23 protein-coding genes are annotated in these 22,612 nt (G+C 37.9%); 2 read left to right on the top strand and 21 right to left on the bottom strand.

Annotation, left to right across the window (positions count from 1 at the left end):
* Positions 1 to 61: 61 nt before the first annotated feature.
* From I6G50_RS01560 to I6G50_RS01505, 12 genes are all read right to left on the bottom strand, one after another.
* A complete protein-coding gene (locus tag I6G50_RS01560; RefSeq protein WP_003135378.1) occupies positions 62 to 1,108 on the bottom strand; it encodes a peptidoglycan bridge formation glycyltransferase FemA/FemB family protein in 1,047 nt (348 codons plus the stop codon).
* Positions 1,108 to 2,325, bottom strand: coding sequence for an aminoacyltransferase (locus I6G50_RS01555; protein ID WP_197908960.1), 1,218 nt, complete (start codon positions 2,323 to 2,325; stop codon positions 1,108 to 1,110). Before I6G50_RS01555 ends, I6G50_RS01560 begins: the two co-directional genes overlap by 1 nt.
* A 57-nt stretch (positions 2,326 to 2,382) precedes the next feature.
* Entirely contained in the window at positions 2,383 to 3,342 is a 960-nt protein-coding gene (locus tag I6G50_RS01550) for a DUF805 domain-containing protein (protein ID WP_081167139.1), read from the bottom strand.
* A gap of 8 nt (positions 3,343 to 3,350) precedes the next feature.
* Complete coding sequence (gene recN / locus I6G50_RS01545; protein ID WP_197908959.1) at positions 3,351 to 5,015, bottom strand: DNA repair protein RecN; 1,665 nt, start codon at positions 5,013 to 5,015, stop codon at positions 3,351 to 3,353.
* A 10-nt stretch (positions 5,016 to 5,025) separates the two neighbouring features.
* The gene (locus I6G50_RS01540) at positions 5,026 to 5,472 is read right to left on the bottom strand and encodes an arginine repressor (protein WP_003135386.1); all 447 of its coding nucleotides are present in this window, start codon (positions 5,470 to 5,472) and stop codon (positions 5,026 to 5,028) included.
* Positions 5,469 to 6,278: a TlyA family RNA methyltransferase gene (locus I6G50_RS01535; RefSeq protein WP_081167134.1), complete on the bottom strand. Its 810-nt coding sequence runs from the start codon at positions 6,276 to 6,278 to the stop codon at positions 5,469 to 5,471. Before I6G50_RS01535 ends, I6G50_RS01540 begins: the two co-directional genes overlap by 4 nt.
* Entirely contained in the window at positions 6,275 to 7,126 is an 852-nt protein-coding gene (locus tag I6G50_RS01530; protein ID WP_197908958.1) for a polyprenyl synthetase family protein, read from the bottom strand. The genes I6G50_RS01535 and I6G50_RS01530 overlap by 4 nt, the downstream gene beginning before the upstream one ends.
* Before the next feature lie 118 nt (positions 7,127 to 7,244).
* Positions 7,245 to 7,421 (bottom strand): hypothetical protein, encoded by a 177-nt coding sequence (locus tag I6G50_RS01525; protein ID WP_003135390.1) that lies wholly within the window; start codon positions 7,419 to 7,421, stop codon positions 7,245 to 7,247.
* 83 nt (positions 7,422 to 7,504) lie between these two features.
* Positions 7,505 to 8,560 carry a glycerate kinase gene (locus tag I6G50_RS01520; RefSeq protein ID WP_197908957.1) on the bottom strand — a complete coding sequence of 352 codons (1,056 nt, stop codon included), beginning with the start codon at positions 8,558 to 8,560 and terminating at the stop codon, positions 7,505 to 7,507.
* A gap of 105 nt (positions 8,561 to 8,665) precedes the next feature.
* Positions 8,666 to 8,890 (bottom strand): exodeoxyribonuclease VII small subunit, encoded by a 225-nt coding sequence (locus I6G50_RS01515; protein ID WP_003135392.1) that lies wholly within the window; start codon positions 8,888 to 8,890, stop codon positions 8,666 to 8,668.
* Between the two features lie 9 nt (positions 8,891 to 8,899).
* Positions 8,900 to 10,153, bottom strand: coding sequence for an exodeoxyribonuclease VII large subunit (xseA, locus tag I6G50_RS01510; protein WP_197908956.1), 1,254 nt, complete (start codon positions 10,151 to 10,153; stop codon positions 8,900 to 8,902).
* A gap of 32 nt (positions 10,154 to 10,185) precedes the next feature.
* Positions 10,186 to 11,031, bottom strand: a complete 846-nt coding sequence (locus I6G50_RS01505; RefSeq protein ID WP_197908955.1) for a bifunctional methylenetetrahydrofolate dehydrogenase/methenyltetrahydrofolate cyclohydrolase — start codon at positions 11,029 to 11,031, stop codon at positions 10,186 to 10,188.
* A 627-nt stretch (positions 11,032 to 11,658) separates the two neighbouring features.
* On the opposite strand from I6G50_RS01505, the gene I6G50_RS01500 reads away from it, so the two are divergent.
* Both I6G50_RS01500 and I6G50_RS01495 read left to right on the top strand, forming a co-directional pair.
* A complete protein-coding gene (locus tag I6G50_RS01500) occupies positions 11,659 to 12,018 on the top strand; it encodes a DUF1304 domain-containing protein (protein ID WP_081167121.1) in 360 nt (119 codons plus the stop codon).
* A gap of 239 nt (positions 12,019 to 12,257) precedes the next feature.
* On the top strand, positions 12,258 to 12,578 hold the full coding sequence (locus I6G50_RS01495) for a DMT family transporter (RefSeq protein ID WP_003135396.1): 321 nt from the start codon (positions 12,258 to 12,260) through the stop codon (positions 12,576 to 12,578).
* 36 nt (positions 12,579 to 12,614) lie between these two features.
* On the opposite strand, the gene pnuC is transcribed toward I6G50_RS01495, so the two are convergent.
* The 9 genes from pnuC to mutY form a co-directional block, all read right to left on the bottom strand.
* Complete coding sequence (gene pnuC, locus I6G50_RS01490; RefSeq protein ID WP_003135397.1) at positions 12,615 to 13,322, bottom strand: nicotinamide riboside transporter PnuC; 708 nt, start codon at positions 13,320 to 13,322, stop codon at positions 12,615 to 12,617.
* Positions 13,323 to 13,615: 293 nt separating this feature from the next.
* On the bottom strand, positions 13,616 to 14,050 hold the full coding sequence (spx, locus tag I6G50_RS01485) for a transcriptional regulator Spx (RefSeq protein ID WP_003135399.1): 435 nt from the start codon (positions 14,048 to 14,050) through the stop codon (positions 13,616 to 13,618).
* Between the two features lie 141 nt (positions 14,051 to 14,191).
* Entirely contained in the window at positions 14,192 to 15,304 is a 1,113-nt protein-coding gene (gene alr / locus I6G50_RS01480) for an alanine racemase (RefSeq protein WP_003135400.1), read from the bottom strand.
* A gap of 24 nt (positions 15,305 to 15,328) precedes the next feature.
* Entirely contained in the window at positions 15,329 to 15,691 is a 363-nt protein-coding gene (gene acpS / locus I6G50_RS01475; protein ID WP_003135401.1) for a holo-ACP synthase, read from the bottom strand.
* Positions 15,692 to 15,795: 104 nt separating this feature from the next.
* Positions 15,796 to 17,715 carry a glucose PTS transporter subunit IIA gene (locus tag I6G50_RS01470; protein WP_197908954.1) on the bottom strand — a complete coding sequence of 640 codons (1,920 nt, stop codon included), beginning with the start codon at positions 17,713 to 17,715 and terminating at the stop codon, positions 15,796 to 15,798.
* Positions 17,716 to 17,738: 23 nt separating this feature from the next.
* Positions 17,739 to 18,629 (bottom strand): N-acetylmuramic acid 6-phosphate etherase, encoded by an 891-nt coding sequence (gene murQ / locus I6G50_RS01465; RefSeq protein ID WP_003135403.1) that lies wholly within the window; start codon positions 18,627 to 18,629, stop codon positions 17,739 to 17,741.
* A complete protein-coding gene (locus I6G50_RS01460) occupies positions 18,626 to 19,687 on the bottom strand; it encodes a MupG family TIM beta-alpha barrel fold protein (RefSeq protein WP_197908953.1) in 1,062 nt (353 codons plus the stop codon). The genes murQ and I6G50_RS01460 overlap by 4 nt, the downstream gene beginning before the upstream one ends.
* Positions 19,688 to 19,952: 265 nt before the next feature.
* Complete coding sequence (pepV, locus tag I6G50_RS01455) at positions 19,953 to 21,359, bottom strand: dipeptidase PepV (protein ID WP_003135405.1); 1,407 nt, start codon at positions 21,357 to 21,359, stop codon at positions 19,953 to 19,955.
* A gap of 109 nt (positions 21,360 to 21,468) precedes the next feature.
* Positions 21,469 to 22,542: an A/G-specific adenine glycosylase gene (gene mutY, locus I6G50_RS01450; protein WP_197908952.1), complete on the bottom strand. Its 1,074-nt coding sequence runs from the start codon at positions 22,540 to 22,542 to the stop codon at positions 21,469 to 21,471.
* Positions 22,543 to 22,612 lie beyond the last annotated feature (70 nt).

Below are 22,612 nucleotides of genomic sequence, written 5' to 3'. Positions count from 1 at the left end.
TATCGACTTTTAAAATAAAAAAGGCTTTATGGAGAAACTTTCCATAGAGCCTTTTTATTATTTAACCACGTCCTAAGACTTTTTTCATTCCTTGAATGAGTTTATATTTCATGGGTTGTGGATAATATGAAAATTCACCAACTTTTTGAGTGATATAGCCACCAAAGTTTTGCTTAAACTTCAAAACGCCATCACTCCCATCAAAATTACCAGAGATACCATAGAAATTGTAGGTCTTCATTCCCCGCTCCAGTGCATGTAACATTGCGGTATGTTGCATGAGGAAAGGCCCTCCAAGTTTACCATAAGCTCCATCTGATCCTCCATAAAGGTAGAGAAACTCTTGATTAACTTCTATAAATACACCAGCAGCAATAGCAGTTGATTCATGATAAGTTATCAAGAATTCAATTTTATCTCCAAAAGCTGTATAAAGCTCTTGATAATATTCTAAATCTTTTGTCGCAAAGTGTCGTTTCTCACCTGTGTTGCCAACCAAACGTTCAACTTCGAAAAGTTCATCATATGTAGCTACTTTCACAAGAACTTCATTTTTTATCGCTTTTTTTACATTTCGCTTTGCATTCGAGTTATAGCTTTTCAAAAGTTCTTCTTCATTATTTATTTCCGAAAGATCCTTGATATATTGCCATTCTGCTACCGCATCTTGTTCCTCATAACCTGTGTGTCGACCATTGTAAGTCAAGCCGAGTTTTTTCATTTCGTCAATAAAGGACGCATTTACTTCTCCAAGCTCTTGTCCTTTACTGTCAAAAGTCATATAGTTAACTGCTGGACGAACTTTCACTTCTAGAACTTGGTGTGCTTTAGCATATTTTTTAAGTTCTTGGATAAAACAATTAAAGACCATTTGGTCAAAGTTGCCGATTGGACCAAAATTAATTTCAAGCCTTGCTCCGCCTGAAACAGCGATAGAAGTCATAAGCGCTGCCATCTTAATTTTATCATTTATTTTTACAGCTAAAAAATGTGTCTTGTAGCCACGTTTTGCAAGCATTTCTGCCATTTCGGCTGTTTGTAAAAAAGACTCCGTTTCTTCAGCTGCAAATGCTGCAAATTGTTCTTGCGAGATTTCTAAGAATTCCATTATTTTCTACCTAACATTGTTTTGATTGTACTTAAAACTTTATGTTTAAGTGGTTTTGGATAATAATTGAAATAACCAACTTTACGTACGACATATCCTGCAAAGTTTTGTTTAAAGTGCAAAACACCATCTGTTCCATCAAAAGTTCCTGCAATACCAAAGAAATTATAACTCTTCACGCCACTAGCCAATGTTTTTTTCATCACATAATGTTGAATAGCGAATGGAGCATATAATTTCTTAAAGGCTTCATAAGACCCACTAAAAAGATAAATGGTTTCACTGGCTCCATAAATGAAAAGCGAACCTGCTAAAATAATGTCTTCACGACCATGCTGTTCAATGAATTCACGCGCCTCTGTTAAACGAACTTTTTGCGTTTCCAATTGGCTCTCTAGTTCTTTTCGCTTGCCTTCTTTTTTCGTTTTTTCAATTTGCCCGGTAAGTTTATCAATTTGAGCTAAAATAGCTTCTTCATAGTCCGCAAAGTTAATCTCCGCAACTAAAAATTCTGCCTTATCTCCAAATGTCTTGTAAAGGCTTTGATAGTAAGCTAAATCATGATCATCGTATCCCCGACGCTCAGAAGTTTCAGACGTAATTTTCTTGAATTTATCTAACTCTTCATAAGCTAAGGGGCGCACACGAATCCCAAATTGTTGTGTTTTCTTAACAGAGTATTGTCCATCTTTAGAGTAAGACTTGAGCAACTTCTTCTCATCAGCGATTTCTGATAAATCCTTGATATAGTGCCAAGTAGATTCGCCCCGCTTGTTATACCCTACTTCTAAACCTGTATGTGCGTAGTCAAGATTCTGCATAGCCGTGATGAATTTCTTGTTTTCTTCTGTAAGAGGCTGTCCAGTACTATCGAATTCTTGATAGTTTGTATTCGGAATGACTAAAAGCTCCATCCCACCATGCTCTTTGACAAACTGACGTAACTCTTGATAGAAAAACTGTTCAACATCTTCCTGATATGTCTGGAAAATGGGGCCGTACTGGATTTCATAATGCTTACCACCAGTCATATTTTTCGCTCCTAAAAGAGCGGCCATTTCGATTTTATCTGATTGGACAGCCAATAAAGTTACTTCCCAGCCATTTGCCGTCATCAGCTCTGCCATTTCGGGAGTTTGTAAAAAGCTCCCTTGGCTTACATTTTCATTGAATTGAGCGAATTCTTCAGCGGAAATTTCTCTTAATTTATAATTCAAAACATATCCTTATTTCTTTAGTGATTTTATTTATTATAGCAAAAAAGACTGAATATTTCAGCCCTCTCTTCTAAACAAAAGTGTTTTTTCCTTCTGTACCAGTTGATTCTTGTCTTGGGTAGTCACAAAAATAATGAGCAGGACAAAGACAAAATCAAGCAAGAATAAAAGATAATTTAGTAGCGCGAAATCGTATATCCCAAAGCTTGCTACATCTACAGCATGTGTGATATTGCTCAAGAGTATCAACATTATGGCTACTAGAAAGATTAAGCCAATCGCAAAGTCTGATAAACCCACATCACGAAAACGACGTGCAAATAGAGCCAGTGTGGGCAGTAATAACCCCATGCCGATTAAGAAAATTAGTGCTATAAGCATCCAAGTGGCAAGAAATGCACCACCAAAGAGTGCCATTTCAAACAAATGAACGCCTACAAGCAAAATGCCAAAAATGGCAAAGAGTACAGCAAAGACCAGTTGTACCATCCAAAAGCTAATACGACTTGTACGGCCTGTGAACGATACATAACCAATAAAATAATTCTTCCATGCTTGGAAAAATGTCTCATGCCCAGTTTCTTGAATCTTAGGCTTGCGATAAGCGGCCTCGGAAAATTCTGGCAACTGCCTTTGAAACTGAGTAGAAGGTAGAGCGTTCAGAACAAACATCCCTAAAAGTCCACCAACTGGTGCTAAGAGAATAAAAATCAATTCCCAAGGGAGACCCGCATCGCGTAAACGTCGCACAGCAATCGCCCAAAAAGGTAACATTGTTAATAACACATAGACTACCCATAACCCAAGGAAAAAATATGAAAAAACAGACCAGATATCTGGTAATACATCGTTTGATAAAGCCTCAAATAAGAAAGAAAGCAAAAGTAAGATCAGAGTAAGTAAACCGTGCCCAAGCATGGCTAACCAGTAATCTTTGCGGTTGGTTCTTTCTTTAAAGGACATGTAACCCACCCAAAATTTTTGGTAGGCCTGTTTGAAATCTTTTAACGTAAACATACTTTTCCTCATTCCGTTAGTAATCGTTTTGCTTGTGCCAGCGCTTCTACGGTTACATCATCTCCAGCTAACATTTTCGCAACTTCTTCAATCCGTTCTTCTAATTCAAGTTTTCGCACTGTAGAAGTTGTCACATCGTCTGTTGAGGCTTTTTCAATATAAAACTGTGTATCCGCAATTGCTACCACTTGTGGCAGATGAGAGATTGCTAATACCTGTCCTGCACGTGCAATTTTATAAATTTTTTGAGCAATAGCCTGAGCAACACGCCCAGAAACGCCTGTGTCTACTTCATCAAACACAATAGAAGTTTTATTTTCACGTCTTGAAAAACTCGATTTAATCGCTAACATTAAGCGTGAAAGTTCTCCTCCTGAAGCTGTTTTAGCTAGAGGCTTAAATCCTTCGCCAGGATTAGTTTGAATGTAAAATTCTACTTGCTCATTGCCTTTGCTAGAGAATTTTCCACTCTCAAAGTGGACCGAAAAGTCGGCTTTCTCCATGTAAAGATCCGCAAGTTCTTTTTTGATATCTGCTTCTAGTTCTTTTGCTATAGCATGGCGTGCGCTGTTAAGATGGTCACTCGCTACTAAAAGGTCTGCTTGTGCCTTTTTAAGAGCTTCTTCCAGACTTTCACTATCCTCTGTACCACCTGTTAAATCGGAAAGTTCCAGCTGGATTTTTTCCAAGGTTTTCAAAACATCGGAAAGTTCGGGCCCATACTTTTTACGTAAAGTGTTCAAAGTCAGGATTCTTTCTTCAATTTGCAAAAGTTCTGTTGGATTAAATTCTATCGTATCAAGGGATATCGCTAATTTTGTAGACACTTCTTCAAGCAGATAATAAGCATCCATCGTTTTATCTGATAAATCTTGATAATCTTGATCAAATTCAGCCACTGATTCTAGCTCAGACATGGCCGTGCGAATTCCACTAAGACTTGAGAAGTCACCTTCTTCATCATCTAAAGCTAAGTAGGCTGTATTAAGCGCGTCAGCAATATTTTTAGCATTTGTCAGCTTATCTCTACGTGTTTGGAGTTGTTCATCCTCTTTCAAATTTATATCAGCTGCTTCAATTTCTTCCACTTGAAATTGTAGGATTTCGATGCGTTGAGCGAATTCTTGCTCATTTTTTTGCCGAGTTTCTAATGACTGACGAATTTTTTTATAGTATTCAAACTTGACTTGGTATTCCGCTTTAATCTGTTCAAAAGTTTCATCACCAAACTCATCCAACAAACGTAAGTGATGCTTTGCATTCATCAATTCTTGGTTATCATGCTGACCATGAATATCAACCAGAAGTTCCCCTATTTCTCGCAGAGTAGTCAAATTAACCATCTGACCATTTACACGGCAGACTGAACGGCCATTAGCAAAAATATCTCGTCGTAAAATAAGCTCGCTGCTACTTTCAAGACCTAGATTTTCTAGTTTTTGATCAAGTTCTTTATTTTTTCCTGCAAAGAAAAGTCCTTCAATTTCAGCCTTGTCTTTTCCTGTACGTACAAAATCGCTAGAGCTACGTCCGCCCAGTAAAAGACCCATAGCATCAATAATAATGGATTTCCCAGCACCAGTTTCCCCAGTCAAAATAGTCATCCCACTTTCAAAAGAGAGATGAATTTCTTCGATAATTGCAAAGTTTTTGATCGAAATTTCTTGTAGCATACTGTTTCCTTTATAAACTTAATTCGTCATAAATTGTGTTCGCTTGTCGTCTTGTTTCACAGATAACCAGAATACTGTCATCATCCGTCATGACAGAAAATATCTTCGTGTTATAACGACTAATTAAACTTTTTTTTATGACACTTGTTGTCCCAGGTCGAGCTATAATCGAAATCATATTTTCTTGTATTTTCATCTCAAGAATAGCTTCACTTGCTAACTCTTTATGGAGGAGATCTTTTTGTTCATCATCATGCTGCTGTGGCAAAGCATAGCGATAACCTCCTCGACTTCCTGGGATTTTTATGAGGGCTAAAGTTTTGATATCGCGTGAAACTGTGGCTTGTGTCACATCAATATCATTTTCCAAAAGTTCATGTACAAGCTCATCTTGTGTTTGTACTTCTTTTGCAGTGATGAGTCTTGAAATAAAGTCAAGTCTTTCTTCTCTTCTCATGCTAATGTTTCCTTTTCTGTTTCGAGTACAGCTTCAATATCAACACGAGGAGCAATTTCAGCTGTCTTTTCTTTTTTAAGATGTACCAAAAATTCAACATTCCCTGCCCCACCTTTAATTGGTGAGAAAGTTAAGTTTTTTACTGAAAATCCTATACTTAAAGCCTTATTTACTACTTTTTCAATGGTTAGGCGATGGATTTTTGGATCTTTAATAATTCCGTTTTTACCTACTTGATCTCGACCAGCTTCAAACTGAGGTTTAATCAAAGCAGCAACATCTCCCCCATCTGCTAAAATATCAAATAATGGAGGTAAAATCAAATCAAGGGATATAAAGCTCACATCGATGGAAGCAAATTCTGGCTGCCCTTGATCAAAGTCAGATAAAACTGCTTTACGAAAATTAAACTGCTCCATTACAACCACACGTGCATCTTTACGAAGCTTCCAAGCCAGCTGGTTTGTTCCAACATCTAAAGCGTAAACTCGCTTTGCCCCATTTTGTAGCATAACATCGGTAAAGCCACCTGTTGAGGCACCAATGTCTAGACAAGTTTTATCTTCTACTAAAAGACCAAATTCATGGAGCGCTTTTTCTAGTTTTAGGCCACCACGACTCACATATTTAAGCTTCTCTCCTTTAAGTCTAAGTTCTACACTATCTTCGATTTTTTGACCCGGCTTGTCAAAACGTTCTCCTGATTTAGCATCTACCACTAAGCCTGCCATAACGCCACGTTTGGCCTGCTCTCTTGTTTCGAACAGTCCTTGGTTTGTCGCTAAAACATCTACTCTTTCTTTCATTTTATTTCTAAACTTTCTATAATTTCGATGATTTCAACACTTGATGTAATCTGTGCTAATTCATATTTTACACTATTCAATAATTTATCTAGAGCTTCTTGCGCTCCTTCTAAACCGAGTAAAGCCACATACGTCGACTTTTCTTCAAGAATATCTTTGCCTGGTGTTTTTCCAATTTCTTCAAATGTACCTGTCACATCAATGATGTCATCACGTATTTGAAAGGCTAATCCCAAGTTTTGACCAATTTTTCGTAGAGTGGTAATAACTTTTTCTGATTTTTCGGCTATAATACCAGCTGCTACAAAAGGAAAAGTTAGCATCCTCCCTGTTTTAAGAGTATGTATTTCTTTGACTTGTTCCAAAGATAAGTTTTTTCCTTCGCCATCCATATCTAAAATTTGGCCTGCTACCATACCCAATGAACCACTCGCATAGGATAGTTCTTTGACTAAAGCTACAATTGTTGCAGCTGGTAGATTTGCTGTTGCCAAGATATAGTAGGGATCTAAAAAGAGGGAATCACCTGCTAAAATAGCTGTTGCTTCATCAAACTTTTTATGGTTGGTAAGCTGTCCCCGACGGTAATCGTCATCATCCATCGCAGGCAAATCATCATGAATTAAGCTTCCTGCATGAATCATCTCGACTGTAGCAGCCACTTGATAGTGGTAAGTTTCAAGTGTTATTCCAAAAGATTCAAGCATTTTTAAGAATAAAAGGGGGCGGATTCTTTTACCACCAGCTCCTAGTGAGTAAACAATCGAATCCGTCAAATGTTTTGGAATTTCAGTTTTTTTATAAAATTTTGTTAGCTCTGTATTAAGCCTTTTCATATCGGTATTCATTACTTATATTATCCCATTTCAAAGAAATAAAGTCCACTAGAAAAATAATACTCCCTAGCTTGATTCATTTCCTTAATATAAAAAACGCTCATAAGTAAAGAACGTTCTTTTTTCTAATCTACAAGCCAAGTTTACCCTTCAAACCGTCTATAAGTCCTTGTGCTTGATCTTTCAAGTTTTCTGGTGCATGTTGCTCGACTTGCTCACTCATTACTTCTTCAGCTTTTTGCTTCATGTCATCAGGTACATTTTCTGCAAGCTCTTTTGCTTTATCTACTAAGTTGTTCCAATCCATACTTGTGCTCCTGTTTTTTTGTTATTCCTATTATAACAGAGCTTTGATAAAACTAAGGGGTTTATGTTTCGCAGCAAATTCCTTTATCTTTTTGTTTTCCGAGCGTAGAACCATGTCTTAATCACATTTTCTGTGAGGGCTTTGATATTCTTTAATGTAACTTCTTTGTTCATCGCTTTTTCCAGTGGAAGCACCTCACGTTGGATGCTGTAGCTGGCAAGTAAAACCTGGTTCATTTCACCTAAATCATCTGCTAGAGCACCACAAAAAGCCACAGTAGGTAAGCCATATTTTTCTCCCAACTTAGCCATTCCAAAAGGTACTTTACCATTTGCTGTTTGAAAATCCATACGTCCCTCACCCGTAATAATCAAGTCCGCATCCCTGATACTTTCTTCCATCTTCAAAAGTTGAGCAATCTTCGTAAATCCTGATTCAAGATGTCCTCCAAGTAAAACAATTGCTGCCCCAAGGCCTCCAGCTGCTCCCGTACCTGGTATCTGCTGGAGGTCAATCTTTCTCTCCGCCTTTATTTTTTTTACAAAACTTTGTGCAGCTATATCTTGCTTTTCTAAAATTTCTGAGGTTCCCCCTTTTTGCTTACCGAAAAATTTTGCATAACCTTCTTGACCAGCATATACATTGGTAACATCCGCTAAACCTGTAATTTTAAGATGCGAAAAGTCCTCATTTTCTAAGGCGGTCAGTAATCCTAAACCTCCATCTGAAGTCCCAGTCCCGCCAAGACTGAGGATAATTTCTGTGGCTCCTCGCTGTTTCGCATCTTTAAATAAGGCACCTAAACCAAAAGTTGTCGCGTGTTGGATTGTTTCCTCACTGGGTACAATCTTATCAATTCCTACAACCTCAGCCGCTTCAATGAAAGCTAGTTTGTGGTCCACTAAGAGATAGGAAGCCTGAAGAGGGCGTTCTAATAAATCTACTGTTTCAACCGGTATCAGACTTCCACCTAATTTGGATTTCAAAGCTGAAATACTTCCTTCACCGCCGTCAGCTACTTCAAAAGTTTCTACGTTTGTTTCGGGAAAGGAAGATATAATTGCTGATTTTACTGTTTGATTTAACTCTGAACTTGTGGCAGAGCCTTTGAAAGAATCTATCGCTACTACAATTTTCATATCCCGTCTCACTTTCTTTCTATTAATATTATAGCACCGAATCTAGAAATAACCGACCCATTTACGGACTAAGTAAACAAAAAAAGACTGCCCTAAGCAATCTTTTTATTCTCCTGTAAATTCTGCTTCTGAACCATCTTTGCCAACTATTTTTACCAATGTTTTTTCTGCTTCATTTAAAGTAGTTTTAAGTTTTTCAGAAAGTAGCATTCCTTTTTGAAATTCAGAGATTGCATCCTCTAAGGCAACATCTCCGCTTTCGAGTTTTTTGACGATAGTTTCAAGTTCAACTAAATTTTCTTCAAATTTTGCTTCTTTTTTTGTAGCCATATTTATCCTTTATTTTATTTCTGCACGAGCTGTGCCATCACTTAGTTCTAAGTTCACCTGATCGCCAGACTGAATCTCATGGACACTCTTAATAATCTTGCCATCACGGGCTGTGACGACCGAAAAACCTCGTGCCTTAATTTTACTAATATCCATTAAAAGAAGGGCTTGAACGAGATGGTTTACCTGATTTTGCTTTTTTTCGTAGATTTTCGCAAAAGCTGGTACTAATTTGCCTGCCGATAATTCATAACGATATTTTTCGCGGTTTATTTTGTTTTCAGTCAAGTTTTGGAGTCGGCTCGTTAAATGATCTATTTTCTGAATATGACCATCATAAAGACGCTCTGGCTGACGAAAAACTACTGAATTTGATAATTTTTCTACTCGATCCCTTTGAACTTTAATGAGATGCGCCACTCGATTTCTCATACGGCGTTCTTGATCATTACTCCACGTTAACAGATCTAGCTTTGTATTAGGCGTTGCGAGCTCTGCCGCTGCAGTCGGAGTAGCTGCGCGACGGTCTGCAACAAAGTCCGCCAAGGTTGTATCTGTTTCGTGTCCCACGGAAGAAATGATAGGAATCCGTGACTCAAAAATAGCACGTACGACAATTTCTTCATTAAATGACCACAAGTCTTCAATAGAGCCACCGCCCCGTCCCACAATGAGCACATCAATATCTGAGCGTTCGTTTACAATTTCAATATTAGCTGCAATTTCTTCGGCAGACCCCGCACCTTGGACTTTGGTCGGATAGAGTAAAATCTGGCTCATAGGAAAACGCCGGTTAACAGTTGTAATAATATCCCTAATGACTGCACCTGAAGGGCTTGTAATTACCGCAATTTTTTTGGAAAAAAGTGGTAACTCTTGCTTCCATTGCTGGTTAAAAAGCCCTTCTGCTGTCAATTTCTTTTTCAACTGTTCAAACTTGACCGCTAGGGCACCAATACCATCGGGTACGATGTTTTCGATATTGATAGAATAAGACCCTGATGGGGCGTAAAGACTGATTCGTCCTGTAACAAGAACTTTCATTCCATCTTCTAGTTTGAAATCGAGTTTTTTAAATTGCCCCGCCCACATTGTTGCCTGTATAACAGATTTTTCATCTTTAATGGCAAAATATTGATGGCTTGGTCGCTGACGAAAGTTTGAAATTTCTCCCGTCAAATAAACGCGCTCCAAGTAAGGATCGCGATCAAACTTTGCTTTCAGGTATTTGGTTAGAGTTGATACTGTTAAATACTCTGTCATGCTTTTATTCTTTCTAAAATATGTGTGATTTTTTATCTTACAGAAGCTTCAGCTGCACGCACAGTTTGTTCCATCAGCATCGTAATCGTCATAGGGCCCACTCCTCCTGGGACTGGGGTAATGAGACTCGCGACTTCCTTCACTTGATCAAAATCAACATCTCCGTGTAGTTTGCCATTTTCGTCCCGATTCATACCAACGTCAATTACTACTGCATCTGGTTTTACATCTTCGGCCTTAATAAAACGATCTTGTCCGATAGCCACAACTAAAATATCTGCGGATCGTGTAAGTTCAGATAGATTTTCTGTGCGTGAATGTGCAATGGTTACAGTCGCATTGGCCATCATCATTAATTGAGCCATAGGCTTACCAACGATGTTTGAGCGTCCGACTACAACTGCTTTTTTACCGGCAAGATCTACATCATAAGCCCGAAACATTTCCATAATACCCGCAGGCGTTGAGGGAATCATCAACGGTGCACCGCTCCAGAGTTTCCCCATATTAATAGGATGGAAGCCATCAACATCTTTTTCAGGTGAGACTGCTAACAAAACTTTTTCCTCAGAGATATGCGCAGGAAGTGGTAATTGCACTAAAATACCATGCCATGAATCATCAGTATTGTAGTCCTCAATCATACTTAGTAACTCAGCTTCTGAAATATTTTCAGACAAGCGAACAACTTCTGATTTAAAACCAAGTTTTGCTGCCACACGTTCTTTATTTCGTACATAAACTTGACTTGCTGGATTTTCTCCAATCAAAATGACAGCGAGTCCTGGCTGAATGCCTTTTTCTTTTAATTTTATAACTCTATCTTTGAGTTCTTCTTGCATCTTTTCAGCAAGGGCTTTTCCATCAATAATTTTCATATTATTTATTATATCAGACTCAATAAAGAAGTGCCAATGAGTATATTTGACTATCCTGTACTTTCTCTCTAAAATAAGCAAATTCCGTACTATAGAAAAAACGCTATGTTAGCGTACAAATTTTACTTTTAATTTCTTTAGACTGAGTTACCTTTTAATAATTCGTTGTATCTTGTAAGATATAAATTTAGTTGGCTTTTCAGCCAATCCATGAAAGAATAAGTAATAGATTTCATCAAAAGATTCATGTGTATCTTCCAATTATTTAAAGCATAAAAAAAAGAAAAACAAATTATCAGTCAATAAAATAAATTAGTGTTAGAATAAAAGTATAAATCAACCTGGAGCTTACAGTAAACTACTGCAAGCTCCTTTTTAATGACAAAACGTTTTTCGCGAGTATTGAATGGAGCACCTTTACCTTTGTTCAGTACTTTAAGCATCGGTCGTCCAAAAGATGTAGTGGTGAAGTAAAAATGCCCTCACCATTCAACATTGTTAAAGCTGAATAATCCTCTATAGACTTCTTCTAAGTCTTGTATTAACAGTTTTATGAATAAGTAAGCTTATCCTACCGAGTTGTGCTAAAAAAAGGGTATAATATTTAAATAAAAGGAAGAAATTATTATGTCAATATTTACTCACATACTTATCATACTCGTTGCTCTAGAATTCTTTTACATTCTTTACTTAGAAACACTAGCTACAACATCAGCACAAACGAGTAAAGTATTCAATTTAAGCAAGGCAGAGTTGAAAAGAGAGAGTGTAAATACTTTGCTAAAAAATCAAGGTGTCTACAACGGGCTTATCGCGATTGGTTTACTTTATGGAGCATTCTTATCTTCAGCTCCTCTGTTAATCAGCAGGATGCTCTTAGTCTATATCCTGCTTGTAGCTGCTTATGGGAGCATCAGTAGTGACAAGAAAATCATCTTTACACAAGGTGGATTAGCTGCCTTAGCTTTATTATCGACTTTCATTTGAGAAACTTCCTAAATTATATTTTAGGAACCTAGAGCTTGACCTCTATACTCAAATGTGAAATAATGATACTACAATAAAAAAGGACCAGAGTATTACTCGCCGGAGTAGTGCTTATCAGAGTCATGCCAACTAACCTTAGGCCTTGTGGTTAGTTGACATGGCTCTTTTTATTTATTGAAAACCAAGTCAGTTTCTGTCCTTAAAAACTGACAAAATTTTTTTGGAGAAAGAGGTGTATTATGGCGTGGATTTTTTTATTTCTTGCAGGCATTTTTGAAGTAGTTTGGGCTTCAACAATGAAGTTAAGTCAAGGCTTTTCCATCCTCAAGTATGATGTTCTAACTGTTATTGGAATGCTGGTTAGTTTTGGCTTTTTAACTTTGGCAATGAAGAAATTGCCCTTAGGGATTGCTTATCCGATTTGGACAGGTATTGGGGCTGTTGGTGCTATTTTGGTCGGAGCTATCCTTTTCAAAGACAAGGTTCCTTCATTGACCTGGGTCTTTGTTCTCATGCTTGTCATAGGACTTATCGGTATAAAAGTTACCAGCGGACATTAAACCATTAATATGTATAATAAAAAGCCTCGTTCAAGACTAGGCTTTTTTACTCTTTCTTTTCCACACAGAAAAGTATTTTCCATATATGGCTGTGGCCAGATAAAAAATGATAGTAAGCAACATTGGGAGAGCACTGGCAGAATAACCTTGAGTGAAGGCTGTAGCCCAAAGGACAATAGTTACAACATTTGAGAGCAGCCATAAAGAATAGCTGTCTCCATAACCTTTAAAGACCAAAAGCGAAGCTGTAGCTCCAATAATGAGCGTAATTGAATCCCACAAAGGGTTAGTATCCCCAAGGTAATAATACACTTGCATCATCGGCCACCAAGCTGCGAGCATCAAGATGATTGCTATCATCCAGCCTTTTGCCGTCATAAACTTTGCGCCATTCTCAATACGATGACCCCATGTTTTCCAAGTCAAAATCAATGGAATGTCAATCAGTGCGATAAAGACAATCTGATCCAAAACAGAAGCGTAATGCCCTGCTGTCCAGTTAATATAAATAAATCCAAATGCACTAATCAGACCAAGCAAACCATTGATTGGTCTCCCAATCATCATATACACTGTGCAAGCCGAACCCACCAGCGTAGCCAGTAATGTAACGACAGAAAGTAGCGTAATGGGCGCCGTAAGGAAAAAAGCCAGCTGTACGCCTATGATAAAAGCTAGCATTATACTGCCAGCTGTGTTAATGGATGCGAGTTCATGTTTTAACCAGATTATATAGTTTTTCATAGTTCCCTCTTGCTAATTTATTGTGAATAAACAACCCTATATTGAGTAATTTATGATATTTAAGTTAGATAAAAGGGCTAAAAAGGGCGGAGCTGTCTCACTTTTTAGCTCCTTAATCAATTATAAATTATAACAAAAATTTCCCCACAGCGTGTAGGAAAAAATTAAATAGGTAAATTTATACACAGTTTGTATATTATTTTGTATGATGCCAAGTGATATATAAGGGTGAAATTTCTTTTTTCTAACCAAAAGTATATAAAAAATGAAACACATAGTATTTCATTTTTTCTTTATTGTGCTTTATCTTCTAACATCCGCTCTATGTCCATTTGGCGAATATTATAAGTCGCTTCAGACATTTCCACACGGCGAACAGAGCGTGGTAAAAATTTTCGAATATCATCTTCATTATAACCAACTTGTAGACGCTTATCATCAAGAATCAACGGACGACGCAAAAGAGTGCGGTTATCTTCAATAATACTGACCAACTCATGAAGTGAAATTTTTTCAAAGTCTAAGGCCAATCGTTTATATGCTCGACTTCTCGTAGAGATTATCTCCTCAGTGCCATTTTCAGTTAAGGAAAGAATGTTAAGAAAATCTTCAGGATCGATTTTGTCTGTTATTAAATTAACTTCTTCAAATTCTAATTCGTGGTTAGTCAGCCATTCCTTAGCTTTTTTACAAGAACTGCAAGCCATGACAGTATATACTTTAATCATATCTCTCTCCTTACTTTTCTTAACTTTATCTCATTTGTATTTAATTTAATTATATCATTTTTAAATTAATTGTCAAACTCGTGCTTTTTTGTATTATTTAAAAATGAAAATGTAATGAAAAAAGCCGCACAAAAGCAGCTCTTATTCTTCATATACCCGATAAATTCGGTCTGATAAAAGACAGATAACTTCGTAACCAATAGTGTTACGCCAGTTAGCAATGTCTTGGACAGTGATTTCTTTATCGCCATTTTTACCTATTAGAGTAACTGTCGTTCCTAGATCATAGTCCTTAGGTAAGCGAATCGTCATTTGGTCCATAGAGATACGACCGATAATTTCACAGTATTCTCCCTCAACCAAAACTTTAAACCCTTGCATATCCCGTGTCCAGCCATCCGCATACCCAATAGAAACTGTTCCTACATAAGTATCTTCTTCGGCACGGAAAGTTGCTCCATAACCAACTGTATCTCCTTTGTGGATTTTTTTCACATGTGTCAGTTCTGAGTGCAGACTTAAAGCGGGTTCTACCTCATAAGGTAGCTCTAGCTCATCGCCACTTGGATTCAAACCATACATAGCAAGACCAATACGCTCTATATCTTGAACTGATTTGTTTTGCCATAAGCCTGCCGCAGAGTTTGTTGAGTGAACATATTTTGGCCGGCGACTCAATTGACTTACCAATGCCTCAAACTTAGCTTTTTGTTTCTCAAACTGAGTTGTATCCTCTTCATCTGCCGTTGCATAGTGAGTGAAAATCCCACGGACACTAATCTTGTATTTATCTGCCAACTCAATAATTTGATTGGCTTCTTCTGCAGTTGTTACACCAATACGTCCCATACCAGTGTCTACTGCAATATGAATTCTCAACCGTGAAAAGTGCTTGTTTTTGTTTGAGTCAATCACTTGTTGAAGCCACTCTAAGCTTGGAGCAGTCAAAGTGATGTGCTGGCTGGCAGCAATCTCTGCATGATCAGGAACAATACCTGACAATACTAAGATTGGTTTGATGATCAGTTGTTGACGAAGTTCAATCGCCTCATCAAAATTTGACACACAAAAGCCATCTACAAGACCATCAATATGCTGCGCAACCGCAACAGCGCCATGACCATAAGCATTCGCTTTGACAACTGCCCAAAGTTCTGGTTTTTCGCCAATATGCGCGCGCATTTTTTTGACATTATTCTCAATTGCTGACAACTTAATAATAGCTGGTGTGTGACGATGTGGTGCTGCTTTCATTATATCTATCCTCTTTTGTTATTCTCAATCTCTACGTTCCAAAACAACCATTGCGACTGCTTCAAGGCTACTATGCGAAATACTCAAATGCGCTTGTCCCGCAAAAGGATGTTCTAGGAAGTAAGGCTTTCCTTTTTCATTCTTAGAAATTTCTATATGCTGAAAAGAAAGTTGACTATCAAAGCCTGTTCCCAATGCTTTGGAAAAGGCTTCTTTCGCGGCCCATCGACCCGCTAAAAACTCCGCTTGGCGTCCTTTTGAAGTAAAACTTTCAAAATGAGTAAATTCGCTGGCAGTTAAGACCCGCTTGGCAAATTTCTCATTGCGTTCTAATGCTTTGACAATGCGAGATATTTCAACATTATCCGTTCCTATACCGTAAATCATCTTTCTATTATACCAAATTTTTAATTACTTTATTTGAAATCATTCTTTTTCTCGACTACTGTATCAACAAAAAGATAGGCTGAAGTAATCCTTCAGCCTATCTTTTATTCTGCGATAATAACTTGTTCTCCAGAAGTTACCTTTTCAGGTGTTTCAATATAAATATGTTTGAAACTATCTGAATTTGTAATAACCACTAATGTGACAGGTGATAATTGAGCTTCCTCAATCTCTTTCAAGTCAGCTTCTAAAAGTAAATCGCCTTTAGCAATTTTACTTCCCTCAGTCACTCGAGCAGTAAAAGGATTTCCTTCTAAGGAAACTGTATCTAAACCAACATGGATTAGAACTTCGATTCCTGAATTACTGAGTAATCCAATCGCATGTTTTGTAGGGAAAATTGTTGTTACAGTACCTTCAAAAGGAGCAAAAACTTTTCCATCTTGGGGCTGTATAGCAAAGCCTTGGCCTAGCATTCCTTTAGAGAAAACTTCATCTTTTACTTCAGTCAAGGGAATAATTTTACCTGACATGGGTGAAGCGACCGTTTTTTCCATATTTGGCAATACGGTTGTTTCTTTTTCGTCCACATAGTTGTCTGCTTTATCCTTTTCAGACTGTGGAATTCCGAAGAAATATGTTGCAATAAAGCCACCGACATAACCGCCAATTAAACCAAAAATATAAATCAACCAACGATTATCCGCAATCAATGGAATCAAGGCAATACCACTAGGACCAATAGCAATAGCGCCTACATGACCTAGAGATCCAATGACGGCACCTCCGATACCCCCACCGATACAGGCTGTGATAAATGGACGCCCCATAGGAAGAGTAACACCATAGATAAGTGGTTCCCCAATACCTAAGAAACCAACAGGCAAAGCTCCTTTTACGATTTCTGCAAATTCTTTATTTTTACGTAAGCGAACCCAAAGGGCTAAAGAAGCACCGACTTGACCTGCTCCTGCCATGGCAAGGATTGGAAGTAAGGTTGTTGAGCCTGTTTTATCAATCATTTCAATATGGATGGGAGTCAAAATTTGGTGTAAACCAAACATAACCATCGGAAGGAAGAGTGCTCCTAATAAGAAACCAGCAAAGCCGCCACCGACATTTAATACAGCATTAATCGCACCTACAAGTGAAGTCGAAATAGTTCCAGCAATAGGCATAATCAAAAAGATTGTCAATAACCCAATAGCAAGTAAAGAAAGGGTTGGTGTAACAATAATATCAATAGAATCAGGAATAACTTTTCGCAAGTTCTTTTCTACAAGAGAGAGGAGCCATACAGCAAAGATTACACCAATAATCCCTCCTTGTTGGGCTGATAAGGGTTGTCCTGTAAAAATATTATTAATCGGCGCTTCTGGAGTAATCCCCGTAAGCATGGTTACCGCTCCGATAACACCCCCTAAGGAAGGAGTTGCACCGAATTCAGTCGCAGCATTAATACCGACATAAATAACGAGATAGGCAAAGATACCTTTTTGGATAACTCCTAAGACAGCAACAATCTGAGTAAATGTTGCACCGTCAATTGTTCCCGCTGTGATAAGATTGGCCATGATTGAGGCAATCCCGCCAATAAGACCCGCACCAACAAATGCTGGAATCAGCGGTGTGAAAATACGTGAAATGGAATTAAGTACTTCTTTAATTTTTGAAGGCTTATTGTATTTTTCTTTGGCTTCTTTTTTCATTTGAGCAGTGCGATCTTCTAAGCTTCCACCTGCTGCAGTTGGGAATGGTTCACCCAGTTTTACACCGACCATATCGACCATTTTTTGGGCAACTTTATTGACTGTACCAGGACCAACGATAACTTGTAACGTTTCTCCTTTAACTACTCCCATAACTCCATCAATTGCTTTGAGATCATCAATGTTTACTTTTTCTTCATCAACCATTGAAAGTCTCACTCGGGTCATACAATGCACTAAACTTTGTACGTTTTCTACTCCACCAATTTCTTCATAAATTTGCCGAGCAATGCGCGTTACTTTATCTTCTGCCATCTTAGTCTCCTAATCCTTATGTCTTAACTCAACGTTTTTTTGATAAAACCCTTTGCTTCTACTAGCTTTTCTTGTGCTTCTTGTTTCTCACTATTTGTTAAAATCATAACAATTGCCAGTTTGACATCTTCATCAGCTTGATAAAAAGTCTTTTCTGCCACTTGATAATCACACTCAGTTGCTTGCATAATAATGCGTTTGCTGCGTTCGACTAATTTTTCATTAGTTGGTCGAACATCCACCATTAAGTTATTATATACTTTTCCGATTCCAATCATTGAAATTGTCGAAATCATATTCAAAATCAATTTTTGAGCTGTACCAGATTTTAGTCGCGTTGAGCCAGTCAAAAATTCTGCTCCGCAGTCAACTTCAATCGGAAATTCTGCATGTTTACTAATCTCAGCATTGAAGTTACAAGCCAATGATCCAGTATGTGCGCCTAGCTCTCTCGCGTAATCAAGTGCTCCAATAACATAAGGTGTACGCCCACTAGCAGCAATCCCAATCACCATATCATTAGTCGTAAGTTGAAGATCAATCAAATCTTGTTTGCCAAGCTCAAAATCATCTTCTGCACCTTCGACTGCTACCGTCATTGCTTCTTCACCTCCAGCAATTAAGCCCACAACCATACTCGCTTCAACCCCAAAAGTTGGTACACATTCTGCGGCATCAAGAACACCCAAACGACCACTCGTTCCTGCACCAAGATAGATTAAGCGTCCGCCTTTATTAAAACTTTCAATAGTTTTTTCAATAACGGGCTCAATCATTGGCAAGGCTTTTTCCACAGCTTCAGCTACTTTTTTATCTTCATTATTCATCTTTGCTAAAGCAGTAGATACAGACATTTCGTCCAATCCAAATGTTGCTTCGTTACGACGTTCTGTAGTTAAACTCTCTAAATTCATTTTCTTCCCTTTTCTTTTATCTCAAATTTTTGCTTCGAATATATAACATCTAACAAATCTTTATCTTTTTTTGTAACATAGCCGACAATATTAACTTTTTGATCTGCTAAGAGCTCCTCTTTACATATTTGAGTTTCTCCCATATAACGACCGTACAGTTCATTGTCCAGCGTTATGGCACCTTTGATACGCTTGCCTGTATGTTCTTTTTTTATTTGCTCAACTTTTTTAAACCGTGCATTCGCACTTCGAATCAAGTGAGGCGACTGGTCATTTCTGTTTTCGTGGTTCCCTAAAATGGTCGTAAAATAAGCGGAGTTATTGTTTTCTGCATGAAGTACGATGGTGTCAGATTGGATATAGGCTGCAAATTGTGTCCTCGTAAGTTCCTCCAGGTCTCCATCCCCAATATAAACGCCATCACTTCCCATTGCCAAAAGTTCAAGAGCCGCAGCAAGAGGATGTGTATTTCTGTGTTTTTCCAGTGTGGGTAAACCTCGTTTTAAAGGAAGCCGTCTTTTGGCATCCCCAGCCACAAAAGCAATTAGCTTCATATTATATTTTTGTAGCCATTGGTTCTGCGCTATAAAGTATTTTGGATCTAACCCCGTCTCTGGCCGTGGATAATAATTGTGCCAAGCCTCTAGGTTTTCAAAATTAGCACCTAGAGAAACTAATTCCTCAATGTCTTCTTCTTGTAGCGTGCTGGCATTTAAACTAATCTTTATCTTATGACTTGCTTTAGCGATTTTTTCGTTATCAATATGATAATCCATCCGTAATCCCGTCACACCTATCTTTTGGAGCTCACCCAGACGTTGGAAGGAATAGCCTGCTCTTTCTAGAGCCTCACCCGAAATATCTACCATTAATTTCAAGCCATGCTTTTTTGCACAATTTCCTAATCTTTCGAGTCGGTCTTTATAGGCTTTTACATCATCTTCTGGAATATGCATCGAAGTAAAGATTCCCACAAACCCAGCTTGTTTCATTGCCTTGATATACTGGACATCTTGCTCAGATAGATCTTCATTCATAAAAATTGAAAAACCAAACATAAATTCCCTCTCTTTCTTGAAATTTTATTTCTTTTGTTAACGCATTCATTTTATCACACCCGAAAGTTTATTTCAAGTTTTATATAGTATTTTTTTGTTTTTTATTTTTGAAGTTAAGTATAAAGCCTGTAAGGAGGCTATCTTACAGGCTTTATACTTTTCTACAATTTGTCAAACTTGAAATGAAATTTCACTTAGATAACATTTCAAGTTTATTAAATTCCAAATAAAAAATCTCTCATAAACGAGAGATTTTCTTATCCTATTATTTAGCTAATTCGTAAATTGCTTCAGCATAGATTACAGCTGATTTGTAGAGTGCATCCAAAGGTTTGTATTCGTTAGCTTGGTGCATTGTGTCTTCTTCACCTTCAAACATCGCACCGTAAGCGACACCACGTTTGAGGAGGCGACCGAATGTACCACCACCGATTACTGTTTCGTAACCTTTGAGGCCAGTGTGTTTTTCGTAAACGCTAATCAATGTAGAAACAAGTTCATCTTCCATTGGTACGTAGTGAGGTTCCATAACGTGGTCGTTCATTGTTACTTCATTTACGCCTTCAAGAGCTTCGAGAACTGCTTTGATTTTGTGTTGATCAGTTCCTTGTGGGAAACGGAAGTTAAGCGCAATTGTGCCTTCTCCATTTTCGTCAAAGTTCCAAACACCAGCATTCATTGATGTTGCTCCCATAAGGTCATCATTGTAGGCAGTACCTAATTTTTCACCTTCGTGGTCATCAATCAATGTTTCAGCACCAAGTTTGATATAAGCAGCTGCTCCAGCTTCAAAGTCAAATTGGTTAAGGAATTTAGCAAGGTAAGTTGCTCCATTGATTCCTTTAAATGGCATAGCACCGTGTGCTGATTTACCATAAACTGTGATTGTTGCTTTACCGTCTGCTTCTTCAAGGTCAAAACGCAAGTTTTTATCTGCATTTTCAGCAACAAAAGCTTCCAATTTTTCTTGGAGGTCAGTAGCACCTGAGATAACTGCTGTTGCAGATTCAGGAACCATGTTCTCAGCCAAACCAGCTTTGAATGAATGAAGAACTACTGGACCAGCATTTTTTCCGTCAAAGTGGATGTACTCTGTAACGTTACCTTTTTCACCGTTGATGATTGGGAATTCAGCATCTGGAGAGAATCCGAAGTCTGGCAATGGTAATTCACAGTGTTCGAAGTAGTAATCCATATCTTTCCAACCTGTTTCTTCGTTTGTACCAACGATGAAACGGATTTTTTTAGACAATGGCACGCCAAGGTCTTTCAAGATTTTCAAACCATAGTAACAAGCCATAGTTGGGCCTTTATCATCTGAAGCACCACGTGCATAGAGGTTACCGTTACGGATTTCAGGTTCAAATGGATTTGAATCCCAACCAGAACCAGCAGGAACAACGTCCAAGTGACCAAAGATACCCAAAACTTCATCGCCGTCACCATATTCGAAATGAGCTACGTAGTTGTCATAGTTTTTAGTTTCATAACCATCACGTTCAGCCAATTCCAAGAATTTGTCAAGGGCTTTACGAGGGCCAGGGCCAAATGGGTTTTCTTTGTCCGCATTGTCCATGTCCATCGCTGAATCAATACGAAGAAGTTCAAACAAATCTTCGAGCATCGCGTCTTTGCGCTTTTCTACTTCTGCAGTAAAATCAATAGTTGTCATGAGTGCCTCCATTTTTTTACTTCTTGATAAAAAAATCACAAGAAGTGTTTTTTCTAAACTCCTATAATTATACCAAAAAAGTAAAACGTTTGCATTTATCAAGTGAAAATTAATCTTTAAAAAGCTTAAACATTTTGACTTGTGGTGTAGGAAGAGCGACTTTGGTAAGGTCTGAAATTTTAACCCAGAGCTGGTTGTCCTCCAACTTCTCTTCTTTTACCATAAAATTTTCTTCTGGTGTACATTCAATCACTTGGACAAACCATTTTAAGTGAGAAAAAACATGGGTAATTTCACCTATTTTCCTCAGGCGCGAGATACTATCAGGAAGGTTACTTGGAGCCGGTAATACTTCACTTTCAAACTCTTCTTTTGACATTTCTTGCATGGGAAAAGTCCACATATTAGCAAGTAAGCCTGTAGAGGGACGTCGTTCTAGATAGTATTCTCCTCGTGAATTTTTCAGAGCATAAGCTGTATAGTAAAGATGCTGTTGCTTTATTTTTTTACTTTTCACTGGGTACTTAAGTTGCGTTCCCTCTAATCTTGCTTGGCAATATTCTGCCAAAGGACAGATATCACATTTGGCAATTTTCGGAGTGCAGACCGTAGAACCTATATCCATCAATGCTTGATTAAAATCTCCTGGATGTTCTTGTGAAATTAATTCTCGTAATTGTTGGTCAAATATTTTTCTTGAGGAAGCCTTAGAAATGTCGGCATCGATTTCAAATAAACGACTAGTCACGCGCATCAAATTTCCATCAATAGCTGGTTCTGGTAGACCAAAAGATATCGAGGCAATCGCTGCTGCTGTATAAGGACCAATGCCTTGTAAGCTTTTGATCTCTTCCAAACTTTCAGGAAAGGTTCCATGAAAGTTTGTCACTACTTGCTGGGCAGCTATTTTTAAATTTCGAGCCCGTGAATAATAGCCCAAGCCTTCCCAAAGTTTTAAAAGCTCATCATCGTCTGCTTCAGCTAAGGCTTCAATACTTGGATATTTTTCTATAAAGCGGAGATAATAGGGCATAACCGTCTCAACTTGTGTCTGCTGAGACATAATTTCAGAAATCCAGACAGAATAAGCAGCCGTTGTTTTACGCCAAGGCAATGGCTTTTTGTGAATGTTGTACCATTCCAGAAGATCCTGCTGAAAATTTTTTATTTCGGTTTTGTTCATGAAACTATTATAACAAGTTTTTATGTAAAAACTCTTTGCTTTAGCTCTTGAATAAAGAGTAATATTTCCC

The sequence above is a fragment of the Lactococcus garvieae genome (assembly GCF_016027715.1).
In the GTDB taxonomy this organism is placed as follows: Bacteria; Bacillota; Bacilli; order Lactobacillales; family Streptococcaceae; genus Lactococcus; species Lactococcus garvieae_A.
Note: the sequence above shows the minus strand (reverse complement) of the source record. Positions and strands in the feature narration are given on the sequence as shown.